Raw genomic sequence first — 21,694 nt, forward strand, 5'->3', positions numbered from 1 at the left:
TATTATTTATTTTATAAGATAAAAATTATGAAAAAAAGTATTGATAAGCCTATTTGTTTCATATCAACTGGTGGTACAATTTCTATGAAATTTGATAAAGCTTCAAGTGGTTTTGTCCCAGGTATAAAAGGTGAGGATTTATTTGAGTTTTTAAAAATGCAGAATATATCTATTACTTATGAAGTATTTGAATATAGCAATAAACCATCTCCCCATATTACTATTGAAGATATGCAGAATTTAGCTGATTTTATTATTAAAAATAGAGATAAATATTATGGCTATATAATTACTCATGGTACAGATGTTCTTGAGGAAACAGCATTTTTTCTTGATATAACTTTGCCAAGATCAATAAAATGTGTAGTAACTGCTTCTATGAGATCAAACTCAGAAATTGGTGTTGATGGTCCAAGGAATATTCTTGGATCAGTCAAAACACTTATTTCAAAGGAATCTGATAATTATGGGGTTCTTGTTGTTTTAAATGATGAAATACATGATCCTTTAACAGTTACAAAAACTTATACTTCAAATGTTTCAACATTTAACTCTCCTGCTTTTGGAATTCTTGGTATAGTGGATGAGGATAAGGTTTTTTTTGGCAGGAATAAAATTAACAATATAATGCTTGATTATAAGAAATTTGAGAAAGGTATATACTTATATAAAACATATATTGGTGATGATGGAGATTTATTAAAATATTTACTAAACAAAAAAGACTTAAAAGGAATAGTTATTGAGGGATTTGGAAGAGGTAATGTACCTCCTAATATTCAAGATATAATTGAAGAATATTTAAAAAATAATAAAGTAGTAGTAGTAACTTCTAGATGTCATATAGGGAGAACTTTAGGTGTATATGCTTATAAGGGAGGGGGTAAATTACTTGAAGATTTAGGAGTTATTCTTTCAAAGGATATAAAATCACACAAAGCTTATCTTCTTTTAGGATTATTACTTGGGAAAAACTTCGATTTAAATAAAATAAAAAACATCTTTTCTTTATATTAAAAATATTATTTCTTTAATATTTATTAACAAATTTTTCTTTATTTAAATTAAGTTTAATAACACTTGAAAAATTATATTTTTATTTTAAAATTATATTTGGTAATTTAAATAAATCTTAATAATTATTAATTTTTATTAAATAATACAATTGAGGTGAGTATGGAGCTGATGAATTTAATTGAAGGTAAAATTAAAGAATCATTTTATCATGAATGGTTAATTTCAAATATATTAGGAAGTTATGGTTTAGGTACAGGGAACTTAATTCCAAATAGGAAATATCATGGGTTACTTATTGCTAATATAAATGATAACAAGTTTCACATATTATCATCAATAGAGGAAAGAGTAAAGATTTTATCTGAGTCTATGTATTTAGATTCAAATCAATATCCTGATATTATTTATCCAAATGGGTACAGACACCTTGTAAAAAGTTGGTTATTACCATTTCCAACATTTCTTTACTCTTCATATCCTTTTGATGAAAATGTCTTGATATTAAAAATAATTCAGATGGATGAGGAAAAAAATTTAGTTAGAATAAATTATAAGAATTATGGCACTGTAAATTTTAAATTATATTTAAGACCAAAGTTTACATTTAGAAATCATCATAGTTTAAATAAACCAGGTTCAATAAAATCTGAAGATATTGAAATAAATTTGAAAAATGAAAAACAAGTTATTATTTTTCATAAAAATAGTGGTAATAGTGTTTTTCTTTTAATTGATAATGGTGTCATTAGAAGTGAACCTTTAATTTATAAAAACATATTTTATCCAAATGAAGAAATACGTGGCTATGATTCCTTAGAAGATTTATATGCTCCAATAATAATAAAAATAGAATTGCAACCAGATGAGGAAATAAATTTATTTTTTATGCTTGAAGATGAATTAAAAGAATTTAAAAACAAAATAGAAAAAGAAAATAAAAGTATAAATTTAAATGATTTAATCTTAAAAAGATTTGATAATTCTTTTAATAGAATAATAAAAGAAAAGATTATCCCAGTTGACTATCCAATTAAAATGAAAAAGAAAAAAGTTAAATCTGAAGAGGAATTTAAAAGCATTTTTGTAAATTTAAAAGATGATGATGAGTTTATTTTTAATGAAAATGAAAGAGAAAATATACTAAAGTTAATGTTAAGTAGATTTATGTTAAAAGATGATATAATAGCTGGTTTCCCATGGTTTGGAAATTGGGGCAGAGATACAATGATAACATTAGAAGCTTTGAATTTTGAAGAAGATGAAGATACCAAAAACTTCTATTTAAAAGTCCTATTAAAATATGGTAAAAAATTAAAAAATGGATTGATTCCTAATGTTATTGATAAAGATGGCTTTGGAGAAAATTATAATTCTATTGATGCTTCTTTACTATTTTGTAATAGAATTTATGATTATATAACTAACTTTAAAGAAGAGAATGAAAAAAATATAAATTTATTAATTAAATATTTTATAGATGTTATTTTTAATTACTTTTTTAATAAGGATTTGCCATTTGAATATGATAAAGAAGATTCTTTAATAAAAATAAAGCCTGACTGTAAATTAGCTTTAACATGGATGGATGCTAAAATTTATGATTATATAGTAACTCCTAGATTTCATAAACCTATTGAAATACAATTTTTATTTTATAATTCTCTTAAAAATTTATTAAAATTGCTAAAAAAGTATGAAATAGAAATCCCAAAAAAATATTCAAAACTAGGAAAAGATTTTGTAAATGAAGTTATATCAAAATTGGACAAAAATTTAATTAATTATTATTTTGATGGTGAAATATTTGGGGACACTATATATAATAAAACTTTAATTAAAGAGATAAGACCAAATTACTTAATTGGTTTATCTCTTGAAAATGTTAGTTTATCTAATGAGATATACGATAAGGCTATAATTCAAGCTGATAAATATTTAGTTACAGACTATGGTTTAAGAACATTGAACAAAGAGAATCCATCATTTAGAAAGAAGTATATTGGAAATCAAAAAATGAGAGATATGGCATATCATCAAGGAACTGTTTGGGCATGGTTAATTTTACCATTTTCAAAAATATTATACAAAAGATACAAGGATAAGAAAATTGTAAAAGAAGAAATATTAAAAAGATTTAGAAGACCTTTTGATGGATTATTAAAAGGGCATTATGGTTCTATAGCAGAAGTATGGGATGGTGATGAGCCACATTTCCCAAAGGGAGCACCAGCTCAAGCATGGTCAGTGGCTGCTTATTATTATGTAGTGAAAAATTTCTTTTAATATTATTAAGTTTATTAAAAATTTATATTTATTAAATTTGGATAATAGAAAGATTAATTAAATAATATTTTTGGATCTAGATTATTTTATAAATAAATTTTATTTATTTATAAAAATAATAAAAAGCTATTTAATTGAGGTTATTATATGAAAATATTAATGTTAAGTTGGGAATTCCCTCCTCTAATTGCAGGTGGATTAGGGATGGCTGTCTATGGTATGGTGAAACATTTGATAGAATTGGGAAATGAAATATTATTAATTTTACCTACTAAATATGATGTTTATTTTCATTTAAAAAATGAATATGATTTAGATAATTTAAATCCAATATTTTTATCAAAAGATGAACACATTTTATTTGAAAAAGACATTTCTGAAAATAAGTATTCAATATATAAAGCTCTTGGTTTATCTATAATTCCTGAAACCTATTTTAGTGATGCTGATTATTATAAATTTTACGAATTTTTTTATGAATCCTTCGATCTATTTTCAAGGGGTATACCTTTTTATATAGTAAAAGAAATAGAAAGTACTCTTGAAGAAAGAGGTGGTCTATTTGGTAAGGTTAGAGACTATACATTAAGAGTTAGTAGAATTGTTAACAAAATTAATTTTGATATTGTTCACTGCCATGATTGGCTCACATATCCAGCTGGGCTTGTATTGAAAATGAAATATAACAAAAAACTGGTAGCTCATATTCATGCAACAGAGTTTGATAGAGCTGGCAATAACCCAGGAGATGATAGAATTCATAAAATTGAATATGCAGGTCTTACTTATTCAGACAGAGTTATAGCTGTTTCAAATTATACTGCAAATATAATTGTTTATAGGTATAAAATTGACACTAGAAAAATTAGAGTAATTCATAATGCTTTTTACCTTAAAAATCCGGAAAAAAGAAGTGAGATAAAAAGGTTTTTTAAAAGACCTGTTGTTTTATTTTTAGGAAGAATTACTTTACAAAAAGGACCAGATTATTTTATTGAGGTTGCAAAAAATGTAATTTCTCAAATTCCAAATGTTTTGTTTATAATGGTTGGTGCTGGAGATATGCAAAGAAAACTTATTCATAAATCAGCATATTATAAATTAAGAGCCAATTTACTTTTTTCAAATTTTTTAAATAGGCAACAAGTAGAAAAAATATTATCAATGAGTGATATATTTGTTCTACCTTCTGTTTCAGAACCATTTGGGATTGCTCCACTTGAAGCTATGGCAGCTGGACTTGTTGCTATAATTTCTAAGCAATCTGGTGTATCAGAAATAGTTAATAATGCGTTTAAAGTGGATTTTTGGGATGTTAATAAAATGAGTGAAATAATAATAGATCTAATAAAAAATCCAGATAAGATGAAAGAGATTGCTGAAAAAGGAGCAAAAGAAGTAAATAAGATAAATTGGTTGAGAGTAGCAAGGGAGATAAATAAAGTTTATATGGAAATTATTTAAATTTAATAAATTTTTTTACTTAAATCAGAATAGGGGTATTTATATGCTTAATATTGTATTTTATTTTCAAGTTCATCAGCCTTATAGGTTAAAAAGATTGTCTATCTTTGATATAAATAATGTAGATGATTTATTTGATGAAGAATTGAATAAATATGTAATACAGAAAGTTAGTAAAAAATGCTATATACCAACAAATGAACTTCTACTTAAATTAATAAATAAATATGAAGGTAGATTTAAAGTTGCATTTTCAATATCCGGCGTTACAATTGAGCAATTTAAAAAATATTGTCCTGAAACTTTAATTCTTTTTAAGGAATTAGCCAAGACTGGATGTGTAGAGTTTTTAAATGAAACCTACTATCATTCTTTATCATTTCTGTATGATGAGGATGAATTTAAACATCAGATAAAGATGCATTATAATTTGATAAGAGAAGAGTTAGGATGGTCTCCAATTGTTTTTAGGAATACTGAGTTGATTTTTTATAATAAAATTAGTGATTTATTAAAAGATTATGAAAATATTAAAGTAATTTTAACAGAAGGCACAGAAAAAGTTCTTGAGTGGAGATCCCCATTATATCCATATAGAACAATTAATGATAAACATTTTCTTTTAATGAAGCATTATGCATTATCTGATGATATAGCTTTTAGATTTTCAAACAAAGGATGGGTTGAATGGCCCTTAACTGTTGATAAATTTGTAAAATGGGTTGACCATTTGGGCTTGATAGAAAAAAAAGGAAGAAATATATTTCTTAATTTGTTTATGGATTATGAAACATTTGGGGAACATCAATGGGAAGACACTGGTATTTTTAAATTTTTAGAAAAACTCCCTTCTGAAGTTTTTAAATATAAACACCTTGGTTTTTGTTGGCCTTCTGATATAATTGATGCTGTAAATTATCCTGTTGAAAAAATAGATATTCCATATCCTATTTCATGGGCTGATACTGAAAGAGATCTTTCAGCATGGTTATCTAATGATATTCAACATAATGCTATAGAATCTTTTTATAAAATATTTTCATTATTAAAGAATAAATTAAATGATGAGGAATTGAATTATATTCGAAGATTATCTACTTCTGACCATTTTTATTATATGTGTACGAAATATTTTCAAGATGGAGATGTTCACAAATACTTTTCACCCTATGAGACACCTGAAAATGCTTATATTTATTATTTAAATGCTCTTGCAAGTATTCAAGAAAAATACGAAATAATTGTTTAATTATAATTTATTAAAAATGTATGTTTTCTTTTAACTATCTTAATTTTATAAATTAAAATTCTTTTTGATAAAAATATTTGAAATTATTTTTATAATTGTTTTATTATTTATGTGTTATTATTTCTAAATAATTAAATAAAATTATTTTTTTGAATGTTTATTTTAATTAAAAGATTTATATTAAAATATTATAGTAAAATTTATTAAATTTGATAGTACAAAATTGAGTAGTTTTTATAACAATATATTTAAAATTATTTGAGAATAATATATATTCAAATAATAAAAAGAGAGGAAAAAGATGCAATTTAAAGATTTTTTCGTTTATCCAAAATATCCTAAAAATTTAGAAAAATTATATAAAATAGCATATAATTTATGGGTTACATGGGATAATGAAGCTTATAAGCTTTTTATGAGGATTGATTCTAAACTCTTTAGAAAATGCAATAAAAATCCTATTCTATTTTTAATGAAATTAAATGAAGAAAAGTTAAAAGAATTATCTGAAGATAAGAGTTTTTTATATAACCTTGAAAAAGTATCCGAAAAATTGAATGAATATCTTAAATATACTGAAACTTATTATCCTGATTTAAATGGAAAGATAATAGCATATTTTTCAACGGAGTATGGCTTACACCAATCTCTACCTATATATGCAGGAGGGCTTGGGATTCTTTCAGGAGATTATGTTAAAGGAGCATCTGATTTAAATATACCTATAATATCTGTTGGACTGTTTTATAATTATGGATATTTTACTCAAAGAATAAATATTAATGGTATTCAAGAAGAAATTTATTCTAGGAATAATCCATATTTTTTACCTCTTAAGGAAATTAAAGATAAAAGTGGAAATAAGTTGTTTTTAAAAATTGAATTATTAAATAAAGAAATTAAAGTTAAACTATGGGAATTAAGAGTTGGACAAAATAGAATAATTTTATTGGATACAAATTTAGAAGAAAATCCAATTGAATTTAGGTCTATAACTGACCAACTTTATGTTGCTGATAGAGAAAAAAGATTGTTACAAGAAATTGTTCTTGGTATAGGTGGTGTAAAAGCTTTAAAATTGATTGGTATAAATCCTGATATTTATCATTTAAATGAAGGACATTCTGCTTTTTTAATTTTTGAAAGATTAAGAAATTTAATTTGTGATGATGGATTAAGTTTTGAGGAAGCTTTCCAATATGTTAAACTTACTAATATATTTACAACTCATACACCAGTAGAAGCAGGAAATGAAAATTTTGATATACCTTTAATTAAAAAATATTTTGAAAATGAAGTTAAAAAAATAGGAATCGACTTTGAAAAGTTTCTTTCTTTTGGATATTTTATTGATAAACAGAAATTTTGGTTACCTGCTTTTGCAATAAGATTTTCTTCCTTTGTTAATGGTGTTTCTAATATTCACGGAGAAGTTTCAAAGACTATGTGGCAATCTTTATTTCCTTCCTTAAATAAGATAGAAATTCCTATAACAGGGTTGACTAATGCTGTTCATTATTCATGGCTTTCTCCACAAATGCAATATCTCTTTGAAAGATATGTTTCACCAAATTTTTATCATTTAAGTTCAAAAGAAAAAATATGGGACAATATTTTAGATATTCCAGATGAAGAAATTTGGGATGCACATATTAAGAGAAAAAAAGAGATGATTTCTTTTATAAGAAAACATATGACCAATATTTTTCTTTCTAAAGGTTATTCTAGTATTAAAATAGAAAAAATAAATAAAATTTTGAATATAAATTATTTAACAATTGGCTTTGCAAGAAGATTTGCAACTTATAAAAGGGCAAATCTAATTTTGAAAGATAAAGCAAGATTAAAAAGAATATTAACTAATCCAGAAAAACCTATTCAATTAATATTTGCAGGTAAAGCACACCCAGCAGATTTAGCTGGTAAAAATTTAATTAAAGAAGTTATTGATTTTGCAAGAGATTATGATTTAGAAGATAGAGTAATATTTGTTGAAGATTATGATATAGAAGTTGCTAAGCATTTAGTGCAAGGTGTAGATGTTTGGTTAAACAATCCTGTAAAACCAAATGAAGCATCAGGAACTTCAGGAATGAAGGCAGGTATTAATGGAGTTTTAAATCTTTCTGTTCTTGATGGCTGGTGGCCAGAATGTTTTAACGGTGAGAATGGGTGGGCAATTTCGGCTGGTGAAAATATTACAGATCCAGAATTGAGAGACCTTACAGAAGCAAATCAAATTTATGAATATTTAGAGAATGAGATTGCTAATCTTTTTTATGAAAGAAATGAAAATGATATCCCTGAAAGTTGGATAAAAATGATGAAAAAATCTATTTATACAGTTTATAAAAATTTTAATATGAATAGAATGATAGAAGATTATGTTGAAAAATTTTATCTTAAAGCTATTCAGAATGCTGAAATATTTTCAAAAGAAAACTATAAAAATTTAAAAGCCTTAAATAATAATTATTATAAACTCATTAATCATTGGGAAAAAATTTACATAAAAGATGTTTTTTTTAAAAATGATACAAATGATATATTAAAATCAGGGGATAAACTAAAAATAGAGGCATATATATATGTTGATGATATTGATATTAGTTTAATTAATATAGAAATTTTTTATTTGTTAAATGATGAGAGGGATTTTGAAACATTTAAACTGAAATTTATAGAAAAATACGATGATAAAGTAGCAAAATTTGAGGGAGAACTTGAGTTAAGAAGCTACGGAATACAAAAAATCAATTTAAGAATTATTCCATCAAGTGATGAATTAAAAATTATTTATCCTAATTTAATAAAATGGTATTTAAATTAATCTTTTTATGTTAGATTTTTATTTTTAACCCTTTGATAAAAGTTTCAACAATTAATTTATCGAATTTTTTACCAATATTTTCTTTTAGTTCCTTTGCAGCATCTTCAAAAGATAATCCCTTTCTGTAGGGTCTATCTGAAACCATAGCATCAAATGAATCTGCAACAGCACCTATTTTAGCAAAAAGAGGCAACTTATCACCTTTTAATCCCATAGGATAGCCAGAACCATCAATTTTTTCATGATGAGATAATATAAATGGAAGTCCTTTTTTTAAATATTCAATTTCTTTAACAATATTATACCCTATAATAGGATGTCTTTTCATTATATTGAATTCTTGATCATTTAATGGACCTTTTTTAAGAATGATATTTTCAGGTATCCCTATTTTACCAACATCGTGGAGAATTGAAGCAAGTCTAATTATTTTTAGATCTTCTCTCGATAGCTTTAGCAATTTCCCTATTAATAATGAAAAATTAGTGACTCTTTGAGAATGACCTTTTGTATATGGGTCTTTTGCTTCAATTGCAGAAGCTAAAGCTAATGTTGTTTGTAAATAAGTGTCATTAATCTTCTTATAAAGAAAAATATTTTCAATAGTTATTGATATATTGGATGCAATAGATTGAAGAATATCGTAATCATTATAATCAAAACTTTTTTTGTCAGAGTTTCTTAAAAGAATGATACAACCTTTAAAATATTTAGTGTTAAAAGGTGTAATTATTAAGGAACCAAAGTCAGGTTTTAAAATTTTAAAAGTGTCTTTAAATCTAATATCCTTTTTAATATCATGAATTAACAAAGATAATTTGTTTTTTATAACAAATGAAAAAATATCATTATCTAGTTTCCAACTATTTTTTATTATTTTTTCGAAAAATTTGGATGAAATAATTTTAAAAAATAATTTGTTTGTTTTTTCATTAAAAAGAACAATTGCTCCATAATTTGCAATTATTCTATCTATAGAGATTTTTAAAATATATCTTAAGTTTGATTCAATATCAATATTAAAGTTTAATCTTTTATTGGAGTTAATAATTAATTGTAAATTATCTTCTTTTTTTTTAATTTTAATTTGAGAAATTAAAAAGTATAAATAATGATTATAGCTGTTAAAAATATTGTTTAATAATGGATTTAAGGTACTTTCTAAATTAGTTTTTTCTTCATTTAAAAATAATATATAAACCCCAAGTTTTAAAAAAAGATAGTTAATTGGTATAATTAAATAATGTTTGGGAAAATTTGAATATATATTTTTAATTATTCTTGGTTTAGCCGTTTCAACAATTAGATTAATAATTCCTTCTTCAAAAAGTTTTTCTATATTTAGCATGGTTTCACTATTAAAATTAAAATTAGAATGAAATTCGAGATATTTTGCAAAATCAGAATCATAAATATAAAAAATAAAATTTAAATTTGATTTTAAATTTAATGCCTTTGAAATTAAATCTAATATAAGATCTATTAGCTTTTGTAGAGAGAGTTCAAAATCTTTATCTTTATTTAATATTTCTAAAATATTTAAATTAGAAACATTGTTATTATTTGATTCTTCCATAAAAATATGAGTATTTAAAATTATTCAATGGCAACTTTTAAAATCTCATTATCCTCCATATTTGTTTTAACTTGTTCTATATATTTTTCAATATCAGTTTTGTTAAAATCTTTTTTAAATCTTTTAATTATATTAAAAGAATGCATTGATATTTTTGGGGGCATATTATCTCCATCAAATCCAATTTTTGCTAATTTAACAATACTATTGGCGAGGTTGACAACACAAATATTTTCTTCGAGTTTTTGAGATAAGTTTGTTGCATGATGGAATCTTATAGGATAGATAAGTTCTTCAGGTAAGTTCCATCTTTTACCAAGTCTAAATCCTATAATACTATGGTCTATCTTAATGAGCTTTTCTTCTGCTTCTATAAATGATAAATTATTTGAAGATGCATAATATAAAATTTTATTCATTTCTTCAGGGAAATATGAATCCAAAATAACTTTACCAATGTCATGCAAAAGTCCAGCTACAAAAAGCTCACCAGGAATTCCAACACCAGCATCTTCAGAAATAATTTTAGAAGCAACCGCAACTCCTATAGAATGTGACCAGAATGCTTCCCTTGGAAAATTACTTTTCTGTTTGATACTCTTAAATGCATCAAATACAGAAGCAGATAGAGCTAAATTTTTTACTGCATCGAATCCAATAATTACAATAGCTTGATCTACAGTTTTTATTTTTTTTTCAAACCCATAATATGCAGAATTAACAAGTTTTAATGTTTTAGCAGTTAAACTTTGGTCAGAATTAATAATTGCTCCAATCTGTTTAGCTGTTGATTCTGGATCATTTATTAGAGATAAAATTCTTTGGACTACAATGGGTAAAGTAGGTAAATCTTGAATAGAATTGAAAAGCTTCTCCAGTCTTTCCTCAAAAGACTTTGTATCTGATTGTTTTGCTAGATTATCTTTATCTATATTTTCAACTTGTGTTGAATTTGAAATACTAGAATCACTTAAATCAATATGAATAAAATTCTTACAATTTGGACATGGAAAAGCAACTTTTCTTCCTAATAAAGGCTTTTCGTTAAGATTAAATTGTGTATTGCATTTGTTACATTTAATAATCATATTTTTAAAATAATATAAAAATATAAAAATTTCAAGTTAATTTTCGGAGAAAATTCTTATTTTAATTAATAATATTAAATTTATTATTAATAATGGATTTAAAAATTAATTGACATAAAATAAAAAAAAATTATAAATATTACTGCAATTAAACGATAAAATATTCATATTATATAATCTTTAATAGATTGGATTTATTATGAAAAGAAAATTATTAAAATATTTAACTAAATTGATTTTACTTTTAATTTTTATTTTATTTGTTTCCCAAACTGATCAAATTAATGAGTTGATAAATCTATATAACCAGAAAAAATATTATGATGCTGAAGTTTTAGCTTTATCTTTACTTGAATCTAATCCTGAAAATATAAAAATATATGAAATTTTAAGTTGGTCGTTATATAGACAAAATAAATTTAAAAAAGCTATAGAATATAGTAATCAAGGATTATCTATAGAACAAAATAATATATCTTTGCTTAATGTTAAAGGTAGAGCACTTATAGATAGTGGCAGTTATATAGAAGGTGCTAAAATATTTGAAAATTTGCTTACTTTAAATAGTCAAGATGCATGGAACTATTATTTTTATGGTAAAAGCCAGTTTTTTCAAAATAAGTTTTATAGTGCTATAGTAGCTTATGAAGCAGCATTATATCTAAAAGACGATGTAGAATATTTTTATTATTATTTAGGATTATCTTATTATAAAGTTGGTGAAAGGAAAAAAGCTCTTGAAATTCTTGAAAAAGGAAAATCAAAATTTCCATATTATCAAAATATTAATAATTTGATTATAGAAATAAAAGGTTAAGTAAAATTTTCTAAGAATAAAAATATAATTAAATGTTAAATTTTTATTTAAAAACTTTTGGTTGTAGATTAAATATTGCAGAGTCTGAATCAATTGCTTTTCAATTAAAAAGGAATAATTTTGCTGAAACTTTTGATAAAGAAAAAGCTTCAGTTTTTATAATAAACTCTTGTACTGTAACATCTAATGCAGATAAAAAAGTCAAAAATTTTGTAAATGGTTTAAAAAAGTATGGTAAGCCTATATTTATAACTGGTTGTGGCAATTATCAAAATATCCCTGAGAAAAATATTTTTTTTATAGATAACAATCAAAAAGGGAATATTGTTAAAATAATTATAGAATATTTTAATGAAAAAGGGAATAATGATCAATTATTTTTAAATCTTGATAAATATGAAAATAATCAATTTTTTGATCCATCTTACGAGAGCATTTATCATACAAAAGCTTTTTTAAAAATCCAGGATGGATGTAATCAAAATTGCTCTTATTGTAAGGTTAGATTAGTTAGAGGGAAATCTGTTTCTCTTGAAAAAGATAAAATTATTGATTATATTGAAAGATTATCAAATTCAGGCTTTAAAGAAATCGTATTAACAGGGGTTAATCTATCTTCTTATAATTTTAAGACTGAAAGAAGTATTATTAATTTTTCTGATCTTATTGAGGATCTACTAAAAAAATTTGAGAATAAAATATTAATAACATTGTCTTCTCTTGAGGTTAATTTTTTAGATGATAAATTTTTTGAACTTATAAAAAGTTACTCTATTAAGCCATATTTTCATTTGCCTATTCAATCTGGTTCTGAAAAGATATTAAAATTAATGAATAGGGAATATAAGATTTCCGAATATATTAGAATAGTTGATAGAATCAGAAAAATAAAAAAAAATTCTTTTATATCTACAGATGTAATAGTTGGTTTTCCATTAGAAGATTATAAGGATTTTAATAAAACTTTGAATATATGTAAAGATTTAAGTTTTAGTTATATGCATATATTTCCATTCTCTTTTAGAGAGGGAACAGAAGCTTATAAAAAATATTATTCTAATAAAATTGATGAAAAAATTATAGAAGAAAGGAAATTTGAGCTTGAATCTTTAAATTTTATCTTGAATAAACAATATATTGTAAATTTAATTAAAGAAGGCTCTGAAGGTTACAATAAGTTTTTAATAGAAAATAAATTAGAAGTAAATAATAAGCTTTATTTAATTGGAACAAATTATTATAATATAAAATGTATTTTGGAAACTAAAATTGAGAAATTATCAGATAATTCAATATTTTCTATTGGTGATTATTTATATAATAAAGATATTAAATATTTTTATAAAAGAGATTTAAACGATAAAAAAGGAATTTTATATGGTTCTTGGTATTGATGAAGCTGGAAGAGGGCCAATTGCTGGTCCTTTAGTTGTAGGGGGTGTAATTTTTGATAGTAATAAATATTTTTTAGATGATTCAAATTATTTAAGTATTAGAGATTCAAAGATTTTGACTCCCAGTAAAAGAGAGGAATTATTTAAATATATAAAGTCAATATCTATTTTTTCTGAAGTTGTATGTTATAACAATAAAATTATTGATAAATATGGAATTTCTTATGTTTTAAAGCTATCTATAATAAAAATAATAGAAAAAGCATTTGAGAGGGGACTAAAATTATCAAAAATTATTTTTGATGGTAATTTTAATCCAATAAAAAATAGTTCATTTTATAAGGAAAATATTTTAGATAAAGAAATAGTTTTTCAAAATATTATTAAAGCAGACAGAAAAATTAAAGAAGTTTCTGCTGCATCAATTTTAGCAAAAGTAATTAGAGATAGAATTTTGAAAGGATATTCAAAGGTTTATCCACATTATAGATTTGAGAAAAATAAAGGCTACGGTACAAGTGAACATATTGAATTAATAAAAAGATATGGTTATTCTGAAATACATAGAAAAAGCTTTTTAATCAAGAACCTTAATATTCAGAATTTGTTTTAATTAATTTTATTTTGTTCATTTCCTATTTCATTTATTTTATATACTATGAATTTGTTATTTTTGTTAACTATTGTTTTATTTTTACCTGTTTTTTTTGCATAATACAGAGCTTTATCCGCAAGTTCTATAAAATCGTTTGGTGTTATATCTTTTTTTTCTATACTACATACACCAGCAGATATAGTGAATTTTATAAGTTTGTTATCATAATAAAATGATGAATTCTCAACTTTTTTTCTAATTCTTTCTGATATTTCATAAGCTTTAAATGAATCACATCTAGGTAATAAAATGGAAAATTCTTCTCCTCCATATCTTACAGGAAGATCTATATTTTTTCTTATAGATTCAGATATAATTCTAGCAAGTTGAATTAAAATAAAATCTCCTGTTACATGTCCATATTTATCATTTATCATTTTAAAATTGTCAATGTCCATAATAATAAAAGAAAATATTTCATTGTACCTTTTATATTTTTCTATTTCTTCAATTAGTCTTTGAATTAGATAATGATAAATAAATAAACCTGTTTTAAGATCAGTTATTGCTTTAAGATAGTTTTTTTTGTTTTGAATAGCAATAGATGCAAAATTAATTATTGTAGAAATATATTCTATATCTTCTTGTGAATATTTTTTATTGTCAGGTTGAGCAGAGAAAAGAATCATCCCAAAAACTGATTCAATAGTTTTAATAGGGAAGACAATTTCTGGTTTAAAAGGAACAAACTCATTTATGATATGAGAAGGTATAAGAAATGAAAAAGTAGAAAAGTCTAATTGATTAGGATGGGAAAGAAAAAAATCTACTATTTGTGAAAAATCAGTTATTTTAATATCTTTTTCTAGTGGTTGAAAATTTTTGTATGCATAATATTGAGGAAGTTGGTTTATTTCATCAGGGAAAAATACAATTAATATATACTCTGGTTTAAATTTTGTAATTAAACCATAAATAATTTCTTTAGAAATATTTTCTAATTTTTGCTCTGAAGCGATTATTAAACCAATTTCTAGTAAAGATTTTAAATCAGTAATCTTATTGTTTAACTTTTCAATAACAGCATTATCACTTATTTCTTCTTTTTTTTCCATATATATTTAATTAAAATAATTTATTTTATACAATATTTTGAATACTCTTCAAATAAATGCCATTTTATATGTTTTATGTAATCTTTATTTAATTCAATAAAAATGGATTTTTTATCTTTTCTATATCTTAATTCAATAATATTGTTTTTCAAATTTTTTTCGGAAATTATAAGTTGGAAAGTTGTACCTATCAAATCTGCATCAGAAAATTTTACTCCCGGAGATTCATCTCTATCATCATATAGAACATCAATACCGTTTTTTTTAAGATCTTTATAAATATTTTCGACAAATTCATTATTATTTTTAAGTAAAGATATAAAATGAATCTCAAATGGAGAAACTGTTATTGGCCAAATGAGTCCATAATCGTCATGTGATTCTTCTGCTATTGCAGCCATTAACCTTCCAATACCTATTCCATAAGAACACATTTCTGGGATTATTGCTTTCCCATCTTTATCTAAAACTTTAATATCATAAGATTTGGTGTATTTATCCCCTAATTGAAATATATTACCAATTTCAATACCTCTTTTTATTGAAAGTTTACTTTTACATTCGGGGCAGTTTAAATTTTCATTAACTTCATAGAGATCTGCAATTTCATATTTTTCAATATGATCTCCTAAATTAAAATTTAAAATATGATAATCTTTTTTATTTGCTCCTACAACGAAATTTTTTATGCTTAGTATTGATTTATCTAATATTACTCTAATATTATTATTGCTATTATCAATGTTTTTAATTGAAGAAAATCCAGGAACACAACCTATACTTTTGATTTCTTCATCAGTTGCAAATCTTATATTTTTTGTTTTTAAATAATTTTTTAATTTTGTTTCATTTAAATTTAAATCCCCTCTAATAGTAATGAAGATAATTTTTTTATTATCTTCATCATAGTAGAAAAGAGCTTTTCCTGTTTTGTGTAAAGGAATATTCAAAAATTTTGCTACATCTTCGATTGTTGATTTATTTGGAGTATATACTTCTTCCTCTTTTTTTAATTCTTCTTTTTCTTCTGGGAAAAAAGCTTGAGCAATTTCTCGGTTAGCTTTATAACCACATTTATCACATATAATTAATGTATCTTCTCCATTTTCAGATAAAAGCATAAACTCATGTGCTAGTTTACCCCCCATCATACCAACATCGGATCTAACTGATATAAAGTTTTTAAGACCAACTCTAGTAAAAACATTTTCATAAGCCCTGTGAACTTCATAATAGTATTTATTTAATTCTTCTTTATCTATGTGAAAAGAGTAAGCATCTTTCATTGTAAATTCTCTAACTCTTATTAAACCTCCCCTTGGTCTTGGTTCATCTCTATACTTTAATTGAAATTGATATATCATAAATGGGATTTGCTTATATGAAAATAATTCTGTTTTTGCCAAAAATGAAACTGCTTCTTCATGTGTCATTGCTAAAACCATATCTTTTTCATTTCTATCTTTGAATCGAAATAATTCTGGTCCTATGCTTTGATATCTCCCAGTTTTTTCCCACATTTCTTTAGGATTGATTGATGGTAATAGAACTTCTTGCCCATCAATTTTATTCATTTCTTCTCGAATAATATTGATAATTTTATTGGTTACTTTAAACCCTAGAGGCATTATAGAATATATTCCAGATGCATTTTGTCTTATAAATCCAGCTCTATATAAAAGAATATGGGATATAATTTGAGCATCTTTGGGGGCTTCTTTTAATCTATTACCAAATATTTTTGATAGAAGCATAAGCATTCCTTTTAAAAAATTATTTTATATTCTTATTAAATTTATTTAATTAAAAATTATTTCATAGTCAAGTAAAATAATTTTTAAAATTATGTTGAAAATAAAATAAACTTATTATAAAATATTTTATAAAAGAAAAGAGGGAAATTTTATGATAATTAAGTGGAATAATAAAATGATTTTGTCTTTTATAATATTATTTTTATTAATGCAGTTTTGTTTATTATCATCATGCTATTCTATTGTTAGTGATTTAATTGAAAGTAAAATTGAGCAGAAGATTAATCAGAAGGTATCAAAAACATACGTTTATAATGAAGTTAGATTTATTTTAAATTATAATTTTTTTTATGGAACTATATTTTATTTAGATGATTATAAAGAAGGTTTTGGAACAATATGGGAATACTACATTTATGATAAAGATAAAAAAAATACAGAAACATTTAAAATTGAAAGAGCATTACTTAAAAAAACAAAAGATAGACTTTTATTTAAACTTGGTTATATGAGGAAAGATGGAGATTCTTTTTATGAAGTTTTGACAGATTATAATTTTAATGTCCTTGATATATGGGTATATGATATTGAATCAAAAAAAGTTTACCATTATACATATGAACCACCAAAAACAAAAGAACAAACAACAAAAAAAGAAAAAGATAGTGATGAAAAAGTATTATTTGATAAGAAATATTTTATAGGTAAAGAAAATTTAAAAATTGCAGGAGAAACCTATAATTGTGATTATTATAAAATTATAGTAAAAGATGATAGTGGAAAAACTGTTACATATGAATTCTGGTTAACAAATAAAATTCCTGGAAGAATTGTTAAATACAAATTTATTGATGTTGCAGATAATAATTATTTTGAAGCTTTATTAATAGAAATAAGATACAATTATAAAATAAATTGGTCTGATTTTTAATCTTTACCAATATTATTACTATTTATTGTTTCTAAAATAATTTTGATCATTGAATCAACACCTTTTTTTATAATATCTTTTTCAGCTCTAATACCTTTATATACAAGATCTGAAACAGTTAAAATAGTTGCACTTTTAGTTCCATGTTTAGCGCATATTGTAAATAAAGCATAAGATTCCATTTCTACAGCCAAGGTCCCATATTTTGAAAATTTTTTATAAAGATCAAAAGATTCCTCATAAAAAGTTTCACTTGTTAAAATAGGGCCAACAAATATATTATAGTTTAAACTTTTGGATTTTTCATATATTAAAGATGTTAAAAAAAAATCTGGAATCCCTGAAAAGCAAGCACCATTAAAAAAGAAACTATTTATATCATGACTTGAATGAGCACCAGATACTAATATTAAGTCTCCAAGTTTTAAATTTCCTAATAATGAACCACAAGTCCCAATTCTTATAAAATATTTCACTCCTAACATATGTAATTCTTCTACTATTATTGATAGTGAAGGAGTTCCCATTCCAGTTGCTTGTATGGATACTTCTGTATCTTTATATAATCCAGTATATCCATATAATAATCGATTTTCATTATACATTCTAAAATTTTGTAGATAATTTTCTGCTATATATTTAGCTCTTAGTGGATCTCCTGGTAGTAAAACAACTTTAGCTAAATCGGATTCTTTAGCTTCTATATGTATTGGCATAAAAGTCCCCTTTTTAAAATAAAATAAGTATTTACTATAAGAATAGTAGAAATAAAAAAAAAATCAAAATTTAGAAATATATTAATTATTATAATATATTATAAGATTAGAATTTATAAATATTTTTTATTTAAATAAAAAAAAAATTTTATTTTTAAAGTTGATTTTTTTAAAAAGTACTTTATATTTTAAAGTGAATAGAAAATAATAAAAATATAGGTGGTTTTTATGAATAATTTAAATTCAAAAGATTTAAAAGACATAGAAGAAAAGCTTGATATTATTAAGTCTTTGCTTCTTGAAAGTGAAAAAAAAATTTATGAAAATGGTTTTTATTACATTTTATTTGGTTTTTCAGCTTTACTTTTTACAATTCTTTCTTACTTATTATTTAATTTGAATCTAGAAAAATATTTTGTTCCTTATTCTATTTTATTTGTTTTTATTTTATTTACTATTGTCTTTTTATATTCAAAAAAAAGATACAGTAAATCTTCTTCTTCAAATATTAAAAATATTTTTATTAAATTTTTAGGATATTTATGGTTATTCAATTCAATTGGTTACTTTTTGGTTATTTTTGTTTCTTTAATGTTTTATAGAAAGTTTAATTTTAAAATTTACTTTTCTATTATTTCTATTTATCTTGGAACTAATTTTATATTATCAAGTTATCTTGTTCAAAATGGTAAAGTTATAAGATTTTCAGGTTATCTATGGTATATTACTTCTATTATTTTTTTATTTATAAAAGAGAGTATTTATTTCCCAATATTCTTTTCTATATCAGTGTTTTTTTTAGAATTATTACCTGGAATAGTATTATATAGGAACTATAAGAAAATAAAAAAATAATAATTAAGTATAAGATTTAAAAATTCTGTAGTTAATCATATAAATGGAGAAAATTTAATATGGATGAATTAAATAAGATTATTCATTCAAAAACAAGACTTTCAATATTAACTTATTTATATAGAAATAAAGAAGCTACATTTAATGAATTGAAAGAAAAATTAGATATAACTGATGGGAATCTTTCTATTAATTTATCTAAACTTGAAGAAGCTAAATATATAATAATAAATAAAACTTTTTTAGGAAAAGTTCCTTTAACTAAATGTAAGATAACAAATGAAGGTGAAAAAGCATTTATAGAATATATAAATTCTATTGAGAAAATTATTAATGAAATAAAGAAAATTAATAATAATTAATAAAAATATTAGATAGAAAAGTTAAATGATAAATTTAATAAATAAAAGGGCATGCCTTTTTATAAATTAATAAATTAAAAAGGAGAATTTTATGAAAAAAAGAGAAAAAAGTTTTGTTTCAAAATTTTTATCAATTTTAACATTATTAATTGTTTTTTTGTTTGTTTTTATATTTTTTACAAATGGAATTTATGCTCAGGAATCAAAAGTTAATAATTTTTCAATAGGTTACTCTATAGGAAGAAATGACAATGATTTTTCAATAGGTTTAACTTTTACATCTCCATTCATTTTTAATGTTGCTGCAATTAGAATAAATGGATATGTATGTTTTAATCAATTTATTGATTCGTCTTACAACACATGGTTTCCATATTATGTTTTAAAAATTGGTTTGTTAGGTTCTTCTGGAATTGTTAATAATAATATGAGATTTTATGGTGAAGGAGGATTAGTAATTTTATTTGCAAATGAAAATGTCTCTTCTAAAAAGATCAATTATGGGGGTTATGGACTGTTTGGGTTTGAGTTTTTTATAAATTATAATCTTTCCTATTTCATAGAGTTAGGTTCAAATGGTTTGCCTGTTTTGGCTGATAAACTAATAAGCTCTAATGATTATAATAGAAAATATTTCAATGGGTTTTTTACATTTGTAGGATTGAGGTTTTATTTCTAAAATAAATTAGAAAAATAAAAAAACTATAAAATGTCAAAATAATTTTGCTAAATTATAGAAGATTTTTATTAATTTAGAAAAAATATGCCTTGAATATTTATTAGTGCCATTAGATTAAGACTAATGAAATAGTTTGTTAAAATTAAGGTTATTTATATAAAAGGGGGGAATTAATTTGAATCCCCCTTTTTATTTTTTTTTAGAAGATTTCTTATTTGGTTAGCATTGAATTTTTTTTCAAGAGCTTCTTTATTTGCAAGTTGGATTTCAAGGTAAATTTCTTTTCTATATATTTTGATATCTTCTGGTGCAATTATACCTATCTTAACTTGGTCTGGTTTTATGTCAACAACTATTATTTCTATATTATCTCCAATCATTATTGATTGATTTTCTTTTCTTGAAAGAACTAACATTTTATCCCCTTTTAATTTTTATTTACTAAAGCTTTATGGAAATTATTTTTTATTTGTTAAATAACATTATTTATTTAAATAAATTTAACTTTATTTAATATTATTTTTAAATAATTTATGTTTTGTAGTATATTTATCAGAATTGATAATATATTGAATTCCTATATGTTTTTTTCTATTTATAACAAGTGGACCTAAAAGATTGGTTGTAATCTCTTCCATTTTATCTGAAAGAGTAATTATTGTCAAAACCAATATATCATCATTTGAATTTGCTTCAATTATTTTTAATGTGCTTTCATCAAGATCAAATTCATAATCAGGGAAGAAAAGAAAAGGTTCACAAACAATAAATCCAATGTTTTCATCATTTTTTTCCTGTAATAAAAGAAAGGGGGATATGTTTACATCTACAAGATAATATTCTTTATGATTCTCAAAACCAAATAAACCCATAGGAAAATAAAGCTTTTGAGATTCATTAACTTCTATTTTTCCAAAATTTACATTTTTAATAATTTCAGTTTTTCCACTTGACACAGAAAGCTCCTTT

19 protein-coding genes are annotated in these 21,694 nt (G+C 23.3%); 12 read left to right on the plus strand and 7 right to left on the minus strand.

Translation table 11 applies throughout. From position 1 onward, the window contains the following. Positions 1-27 precede the first annotated feature (27 nt). From N3A58_02440 to glgP, 5 genes are all read left to right on the plus strand, one after another. The gene (locus N3A58_02440) at positions 28-1,017 is read left to right on the plus strand and encodes an asparaginase (protein ID MCX8058255.1); all 990 of its coding nucleotides are present in this window, start codon (positions 28-30) and stop codon (positions 1,015-1,017) included. A gap of 159 nt (positions 1,018-1,176) precedes the next feature. Then, positions 1,177-3,300 carry an amylo-alpha-1,6-glucosidase gene (locus tag N3A58_02445; protein ID MCX8058256.1) on the plus strand — a complete coding sequence of 708 codons (2,124 nt, stop codon included), beginning with the start codon at positions 1,177-1,179 and terminating at the stop codon, positions 3,298-3,300. A gap of 147 nt (positions 3,301-3,447) precedes the next feature. Continuing rightward, positions 3,448-4,764 carry a glycosyltransferase family 4 protein gene (locus N3A58_02450; GenBank protein MCX8058257.1) on the plus strand — a complete coding sequence of 439 codons (1,317 nt, stop codon included), beginning with the start codon at positions 3,448-3,450 and terminating at the stop codon, positions 4,762-4,764. Between the two features lie 43 nt (positions 4,765-4,807). Then, entirely contained in the window at positions 4,808-6,013 is a 1,206-nt protein-coding gene (locus tag N3A58_02455) for a glycoside hydrolase family 57 protein (protein MCX8058258.1), read from the plus strand. Between the two features lie 301 nt (positions 6,014-6,314). Continuing rightward, complete coding sequence (gene glgP / locus N3A58_02460; protein ID MCX8058259.1) at positions 6,315-8,843, plus strand: alpha-glucan family phosphorylase; 2,529 nt, start codon at positions 6,315-6,317, stop codon at positions 8,841-8,843. A gap of 10 nt (positions 8,844-8,853) precedes the next feature. Here the strand turns inward: glgP and N3A58_02465 are convergent, their stop codons facing one another. Then, positions 8,854-10,419 carry an HD domain-containing protein gene (locus N3A58_02465; GenBank protein ID MCX8058260.1) on the minus strand — a complete coding sequence of 522 codons (1,566 nt, stop codon included), beginning with the start codon at positions 10,417-10,419 and terminating at the stop codon, positions 8,854-8,856. Positions 10,420-10,439: 20 nt separating this feature from the next. Continuing rightward, positions 10,440-11,507 carry an HDOD domain-containing protein gene (locus N3A58_02470; GenBank protein MCX8058261.1) on the minus strand — a complete coding sequence of 356 codons (1,068 nt, stop codon included), beginning with the start codon at positions 11,505-11,507 and terminating at the stop codon, positions 10,440-10,442. 199 nt (positions 11,508-11,706) lie between these two features. Between N3A58_02470 and N3A58_02475 the strand changes: the two genes are divergently transcribed. The 3 genes from N3A58_02475 to N3A58_02485 are packed head-to-tail and all read left to right on the plus strand — an operon-like array spanning position 11,707 to position 14,331. Further along, positions 11,707-12,324 (plus strand): hypothetical protein, encoded by a 618-nt coding sequence (locus tag N3A58_02475; protein ID MCX8058262.1) that lies wholly within the window; start codon positions 11,707-11,709, stop codon positions 12,322-12,324. 32 nt (positions 12,325-12,356) lie between these two features. Then, positions 12,357-13,718: a MiaB/RimO family radical SAM methylthiotransferase gene (locus tag N3A58_02480; protein MCX8058263.1), complete on the plus strand. Its 1,362-nt coding sequence runs from the start codon at positions 12,357-12,359 to the stop codon at positions 13,716-13,718. After that, positions 13,702-14,331: a ribonuclease HII gene (locus N3A58_02485; protein ID MCX8058264.1), complete on the plus strand. Its 630-nt coding sequence runs from the start codon at positions 13,702-13,704 to the stop codon at positions 14,329-14,331. Before N3A58_02480 ends, N3A58_02485 begins: the two co-directional genes overlap by 17 nt. On the opposite strand, the gene N3A58_02490 is transcribed toward N3A58_02485, so the two are convergent. Together N3A58_02490 and N3A58_02495 are read right to left on the minus strand one after the other, a co-directional pair. Next, entirely contained in the window at positions 14,328-15,428 is a 1,101-nt protein-coding gene (locus tag N3A58_02490) for a sensor domain-containing diguanylate cyclase (GenBank protein MCX8058265.1), read from the minus strand. The two genes, N3A58_02485 and N3A58_02490, sit on opposite strands and share 4 nt — an antisense overlap. Positions 15,429-15,448: 20 nt before the next feature. Beyond that, positions 15,449-17,182, minus strand: coding sequence for a proline--tRNA ligase (locus N3A58_02495; GenBank protein ID MCX8058266.1), 1,734 nt, complete (start codon positions 17,180-17,182; stop codon positions 15,449-15,451). Positions 17,183-17,333: 151 nt separating this feature from the next. Here N3A58_02495 and N3A58_02500 point away from each other — a divergent pair, with 151 nt between their 5' ends. After that, positions 17,334-18,113 (plus strand): hypothetical protein, encoded by a 780-nt coding sequence (locus N3A58_02500; protein MCX8058267.1) that lies wholly within the window; start codon positions 17,334-17,336, stop codon positions 18,111-18,113. Here the strand turns inward: N3A58_02500 and N3A58_02505 are convergent. Continuing rightward, positions 18,110-18,829, minus strand: coding sequence for a DeoD-type purine-nucleoside phosphorylase (locus tag N3A58_02505; GenBank protein MCX8058268.1), 720 nt, complete (start codon positions 18,827-18,829; stop codon positions 18,110-18,112). The two genes, N3A58_02500 and N3A58_02505, sit on opposite strands and share 4 nt — an antisense overlap. A gap of 228 nt (positions 18,830-19,057) precedes the next feature. Between N3A58_02505 and N3A58_02510 the strand changes: the two genes are divergently transcribed. The 3 genes from N3A58_02510 to N3A58_02520 all read left to right on the plus strand — a co-directional run bounded on the left by N3A58_02510 (position 19,058) and on the right by N3A58_02520 (position 20,725). Continuing rightward, positions 19,058-19,684: a hypothetical protein gene (locus N3A58_02510; protein MCX8058269.1), complete on the plus strand. Its 627-nt coding sequence runs from the start codon at positions 19,058-19,060 to the stop codon at positions 19,682-19,684. Between the two features lie 59 nt (positions 19,685-19,743). After that, on the plus strand, positions 19,744-20,046 hold the full coding sequence (locus N3A58_02515) for a transcriptional regulator (GenBank protein ID MCX8058270.1): 303 nt from the start codon (positions 19,744-19,746) through the stop codon (positions 20,044-20,046). Positions 20,047-20,137: 91 nt separating this feature from the next. Then, positions 20,138-20,725 (plus strand): hypothetical protein, encoded by a 588-nt coding sequence (locus N3A58_02520; GenBank protein MCX8058271.1) that lies wholly within the window; start codon positions 20,138-20,140, stop codon positions 20,723-20,725. A 170-nt stretch (positions 20,726-20,895) separates the two neighbouring features. Here N3A58_02520 and csrA read toward each other — a convergent pair whose 3' ends face one another. Next, positions 20,896-21,141: a carbon storage regulator CsrA gene (gene csrA / locus N3A58_02525; GenBank protein ID MCX8058272.1), complete on the minus strand. Its 246-nt coding sequence runs from the start codon at positions 21,139-21,141 to the stop codon at positions 20,896-20,898. Positions 21,142-21,231: 90 nt separating this feature from the next. After that, positions 21,232-21,681: a flagellar assembly protein FliW gene (gene fliW / locus N3A58_02530; protein MCX8058273.1), complete on the minus strand. Its 450-nt coding sequence runs from the start codon at positions 21,679-21,681 to the stop codon at positions 21,232-21,234. Positions 21,682-21,694 lie beyond the last annotated feature (13 nt).

The sequence above is a fragment of the Spirochaetota bacterium genome, from assembly GCA_026415295.1.
Classification (GTDB): Bacteria; Spirochaetota; JAAYUW01; order JAAYUW01; family JAOAHJ01; genus JAOAHJ01.

Coding starts and splice junctions, on each gene's coding strand:
- N3A58_02440 (MCX8058255.1), top strand. CDS start 28: ATGAAAAAAAGTATTGATAAGCCTATTTGTTTCATATCAACTGGTGGT.
- N3A58_02445 (MCX8058256.1), top strand. CDS start 1,177: ATGGAGCTGATGAATTTAATTGAAGGTAAAATTAAAGAATCATTTTAT.
- N3A58_02450 (MCX8058257.1), top strand. CDS start 3,448: ATGAAAATATTAATGTTAAGTTGGGAATTCCCTCCTCTAATTGCAGGT.
- N3A58_02455 (MCX8058258.1), top strand. CDS start 4,808: ATGCTTAATATTGTATTTTATTTTCAAGTTCATCAGCCTTATAGGTTA.
- glgP (MCX8058259.1), top strand. CDS start 6,315: ATGCAATTTAAAGATTTTTTCGTTTATCCAAAATATCCTAAAAATTTA.
- N3A58_02465 (MCX8058260.1), bottom strand. CDS start 10,419: ATGGAAGAATCAAATAATAACAATGTTTCTAATTTAAATATTTTAGAA.
- N3A58_02470 (MCX8058261.1), bottom strand. CDS start 11,507: ATGATTATTAAATGTAACAAATGCAATACACAATTTAATCTTAACGAA.
- N3A58_02475 (MCX8058262.1), top strand. CDS start 11,707: ATGAAAAGAAAATTATTAAAATATTTAACTAAATTGATTTTACTTTTA.
- N3A58_02480 (MCX8058263.1), top strand. CDS start 12,357: ATGTTAAATTTTTATTTAAAAACTTTTGGTTGTAGATTAAATATTGCA.
- N3A58_02485 (MCX8058264.1), top strand. CDS start 13,702: ATGGTTCTTGGTATTGATGAAGCTGGAAGAGGGCCAATTGCTGGTCCT.
- N3A58_02490 (MCX8058265.1), bottom strand. CDS start 15,428: ATGGAAAAAAAAGAAGAAATAAGTGATAATGCTGTTATTGAAAAGTTA.
- N3A58_02495 (MCX8058266.1), bottom strand. CDS start 17,182: ATGCTTCTATCAAAAATATTTGGTAATAGATTAAAAGAAGCCCCCAAA.
- N3A58_02500 (MCX8058267.1), top strand. CDS start 17,334: ATGATAATTAAGTGGAATAATAAAATGATTTTGTCTTTTATAATATTA.
- N3A58_02505 (MCX8058268.1), bottom strand. CDS start 18,829: ATGCCAATACATATAGAAGCTAAAGAATCCGATTTAGCTAAAGTTGTT.
- N3A58_02510 (MCX8058269.1), top strand. CDS start 19,058: ATGAATAATTTAAATTCAAAAGATTTAAAAGACATAGAAGAAAAGCTT.
- N3A58_02515 (MCX8058270.1), top strand. CDS start 19,744: ATGGATGAATTAAATAAGATTATTCATTCAAAAACAAGACTTTCAATA.
- N3A58_02520 (MCX8058271.1), top strand. CDS start 20,138: ATGAAAAAAAGAGAAAAAAGTTTTGTTTCAAAATTTTTATCAATTTTA.
- csrA (MCX8058272.1), bottom strand. CDS start 21,141: ATGTTAGTTCTTTCAAGAAAAGAAAATCAATCAATAATGATTGGAGAT.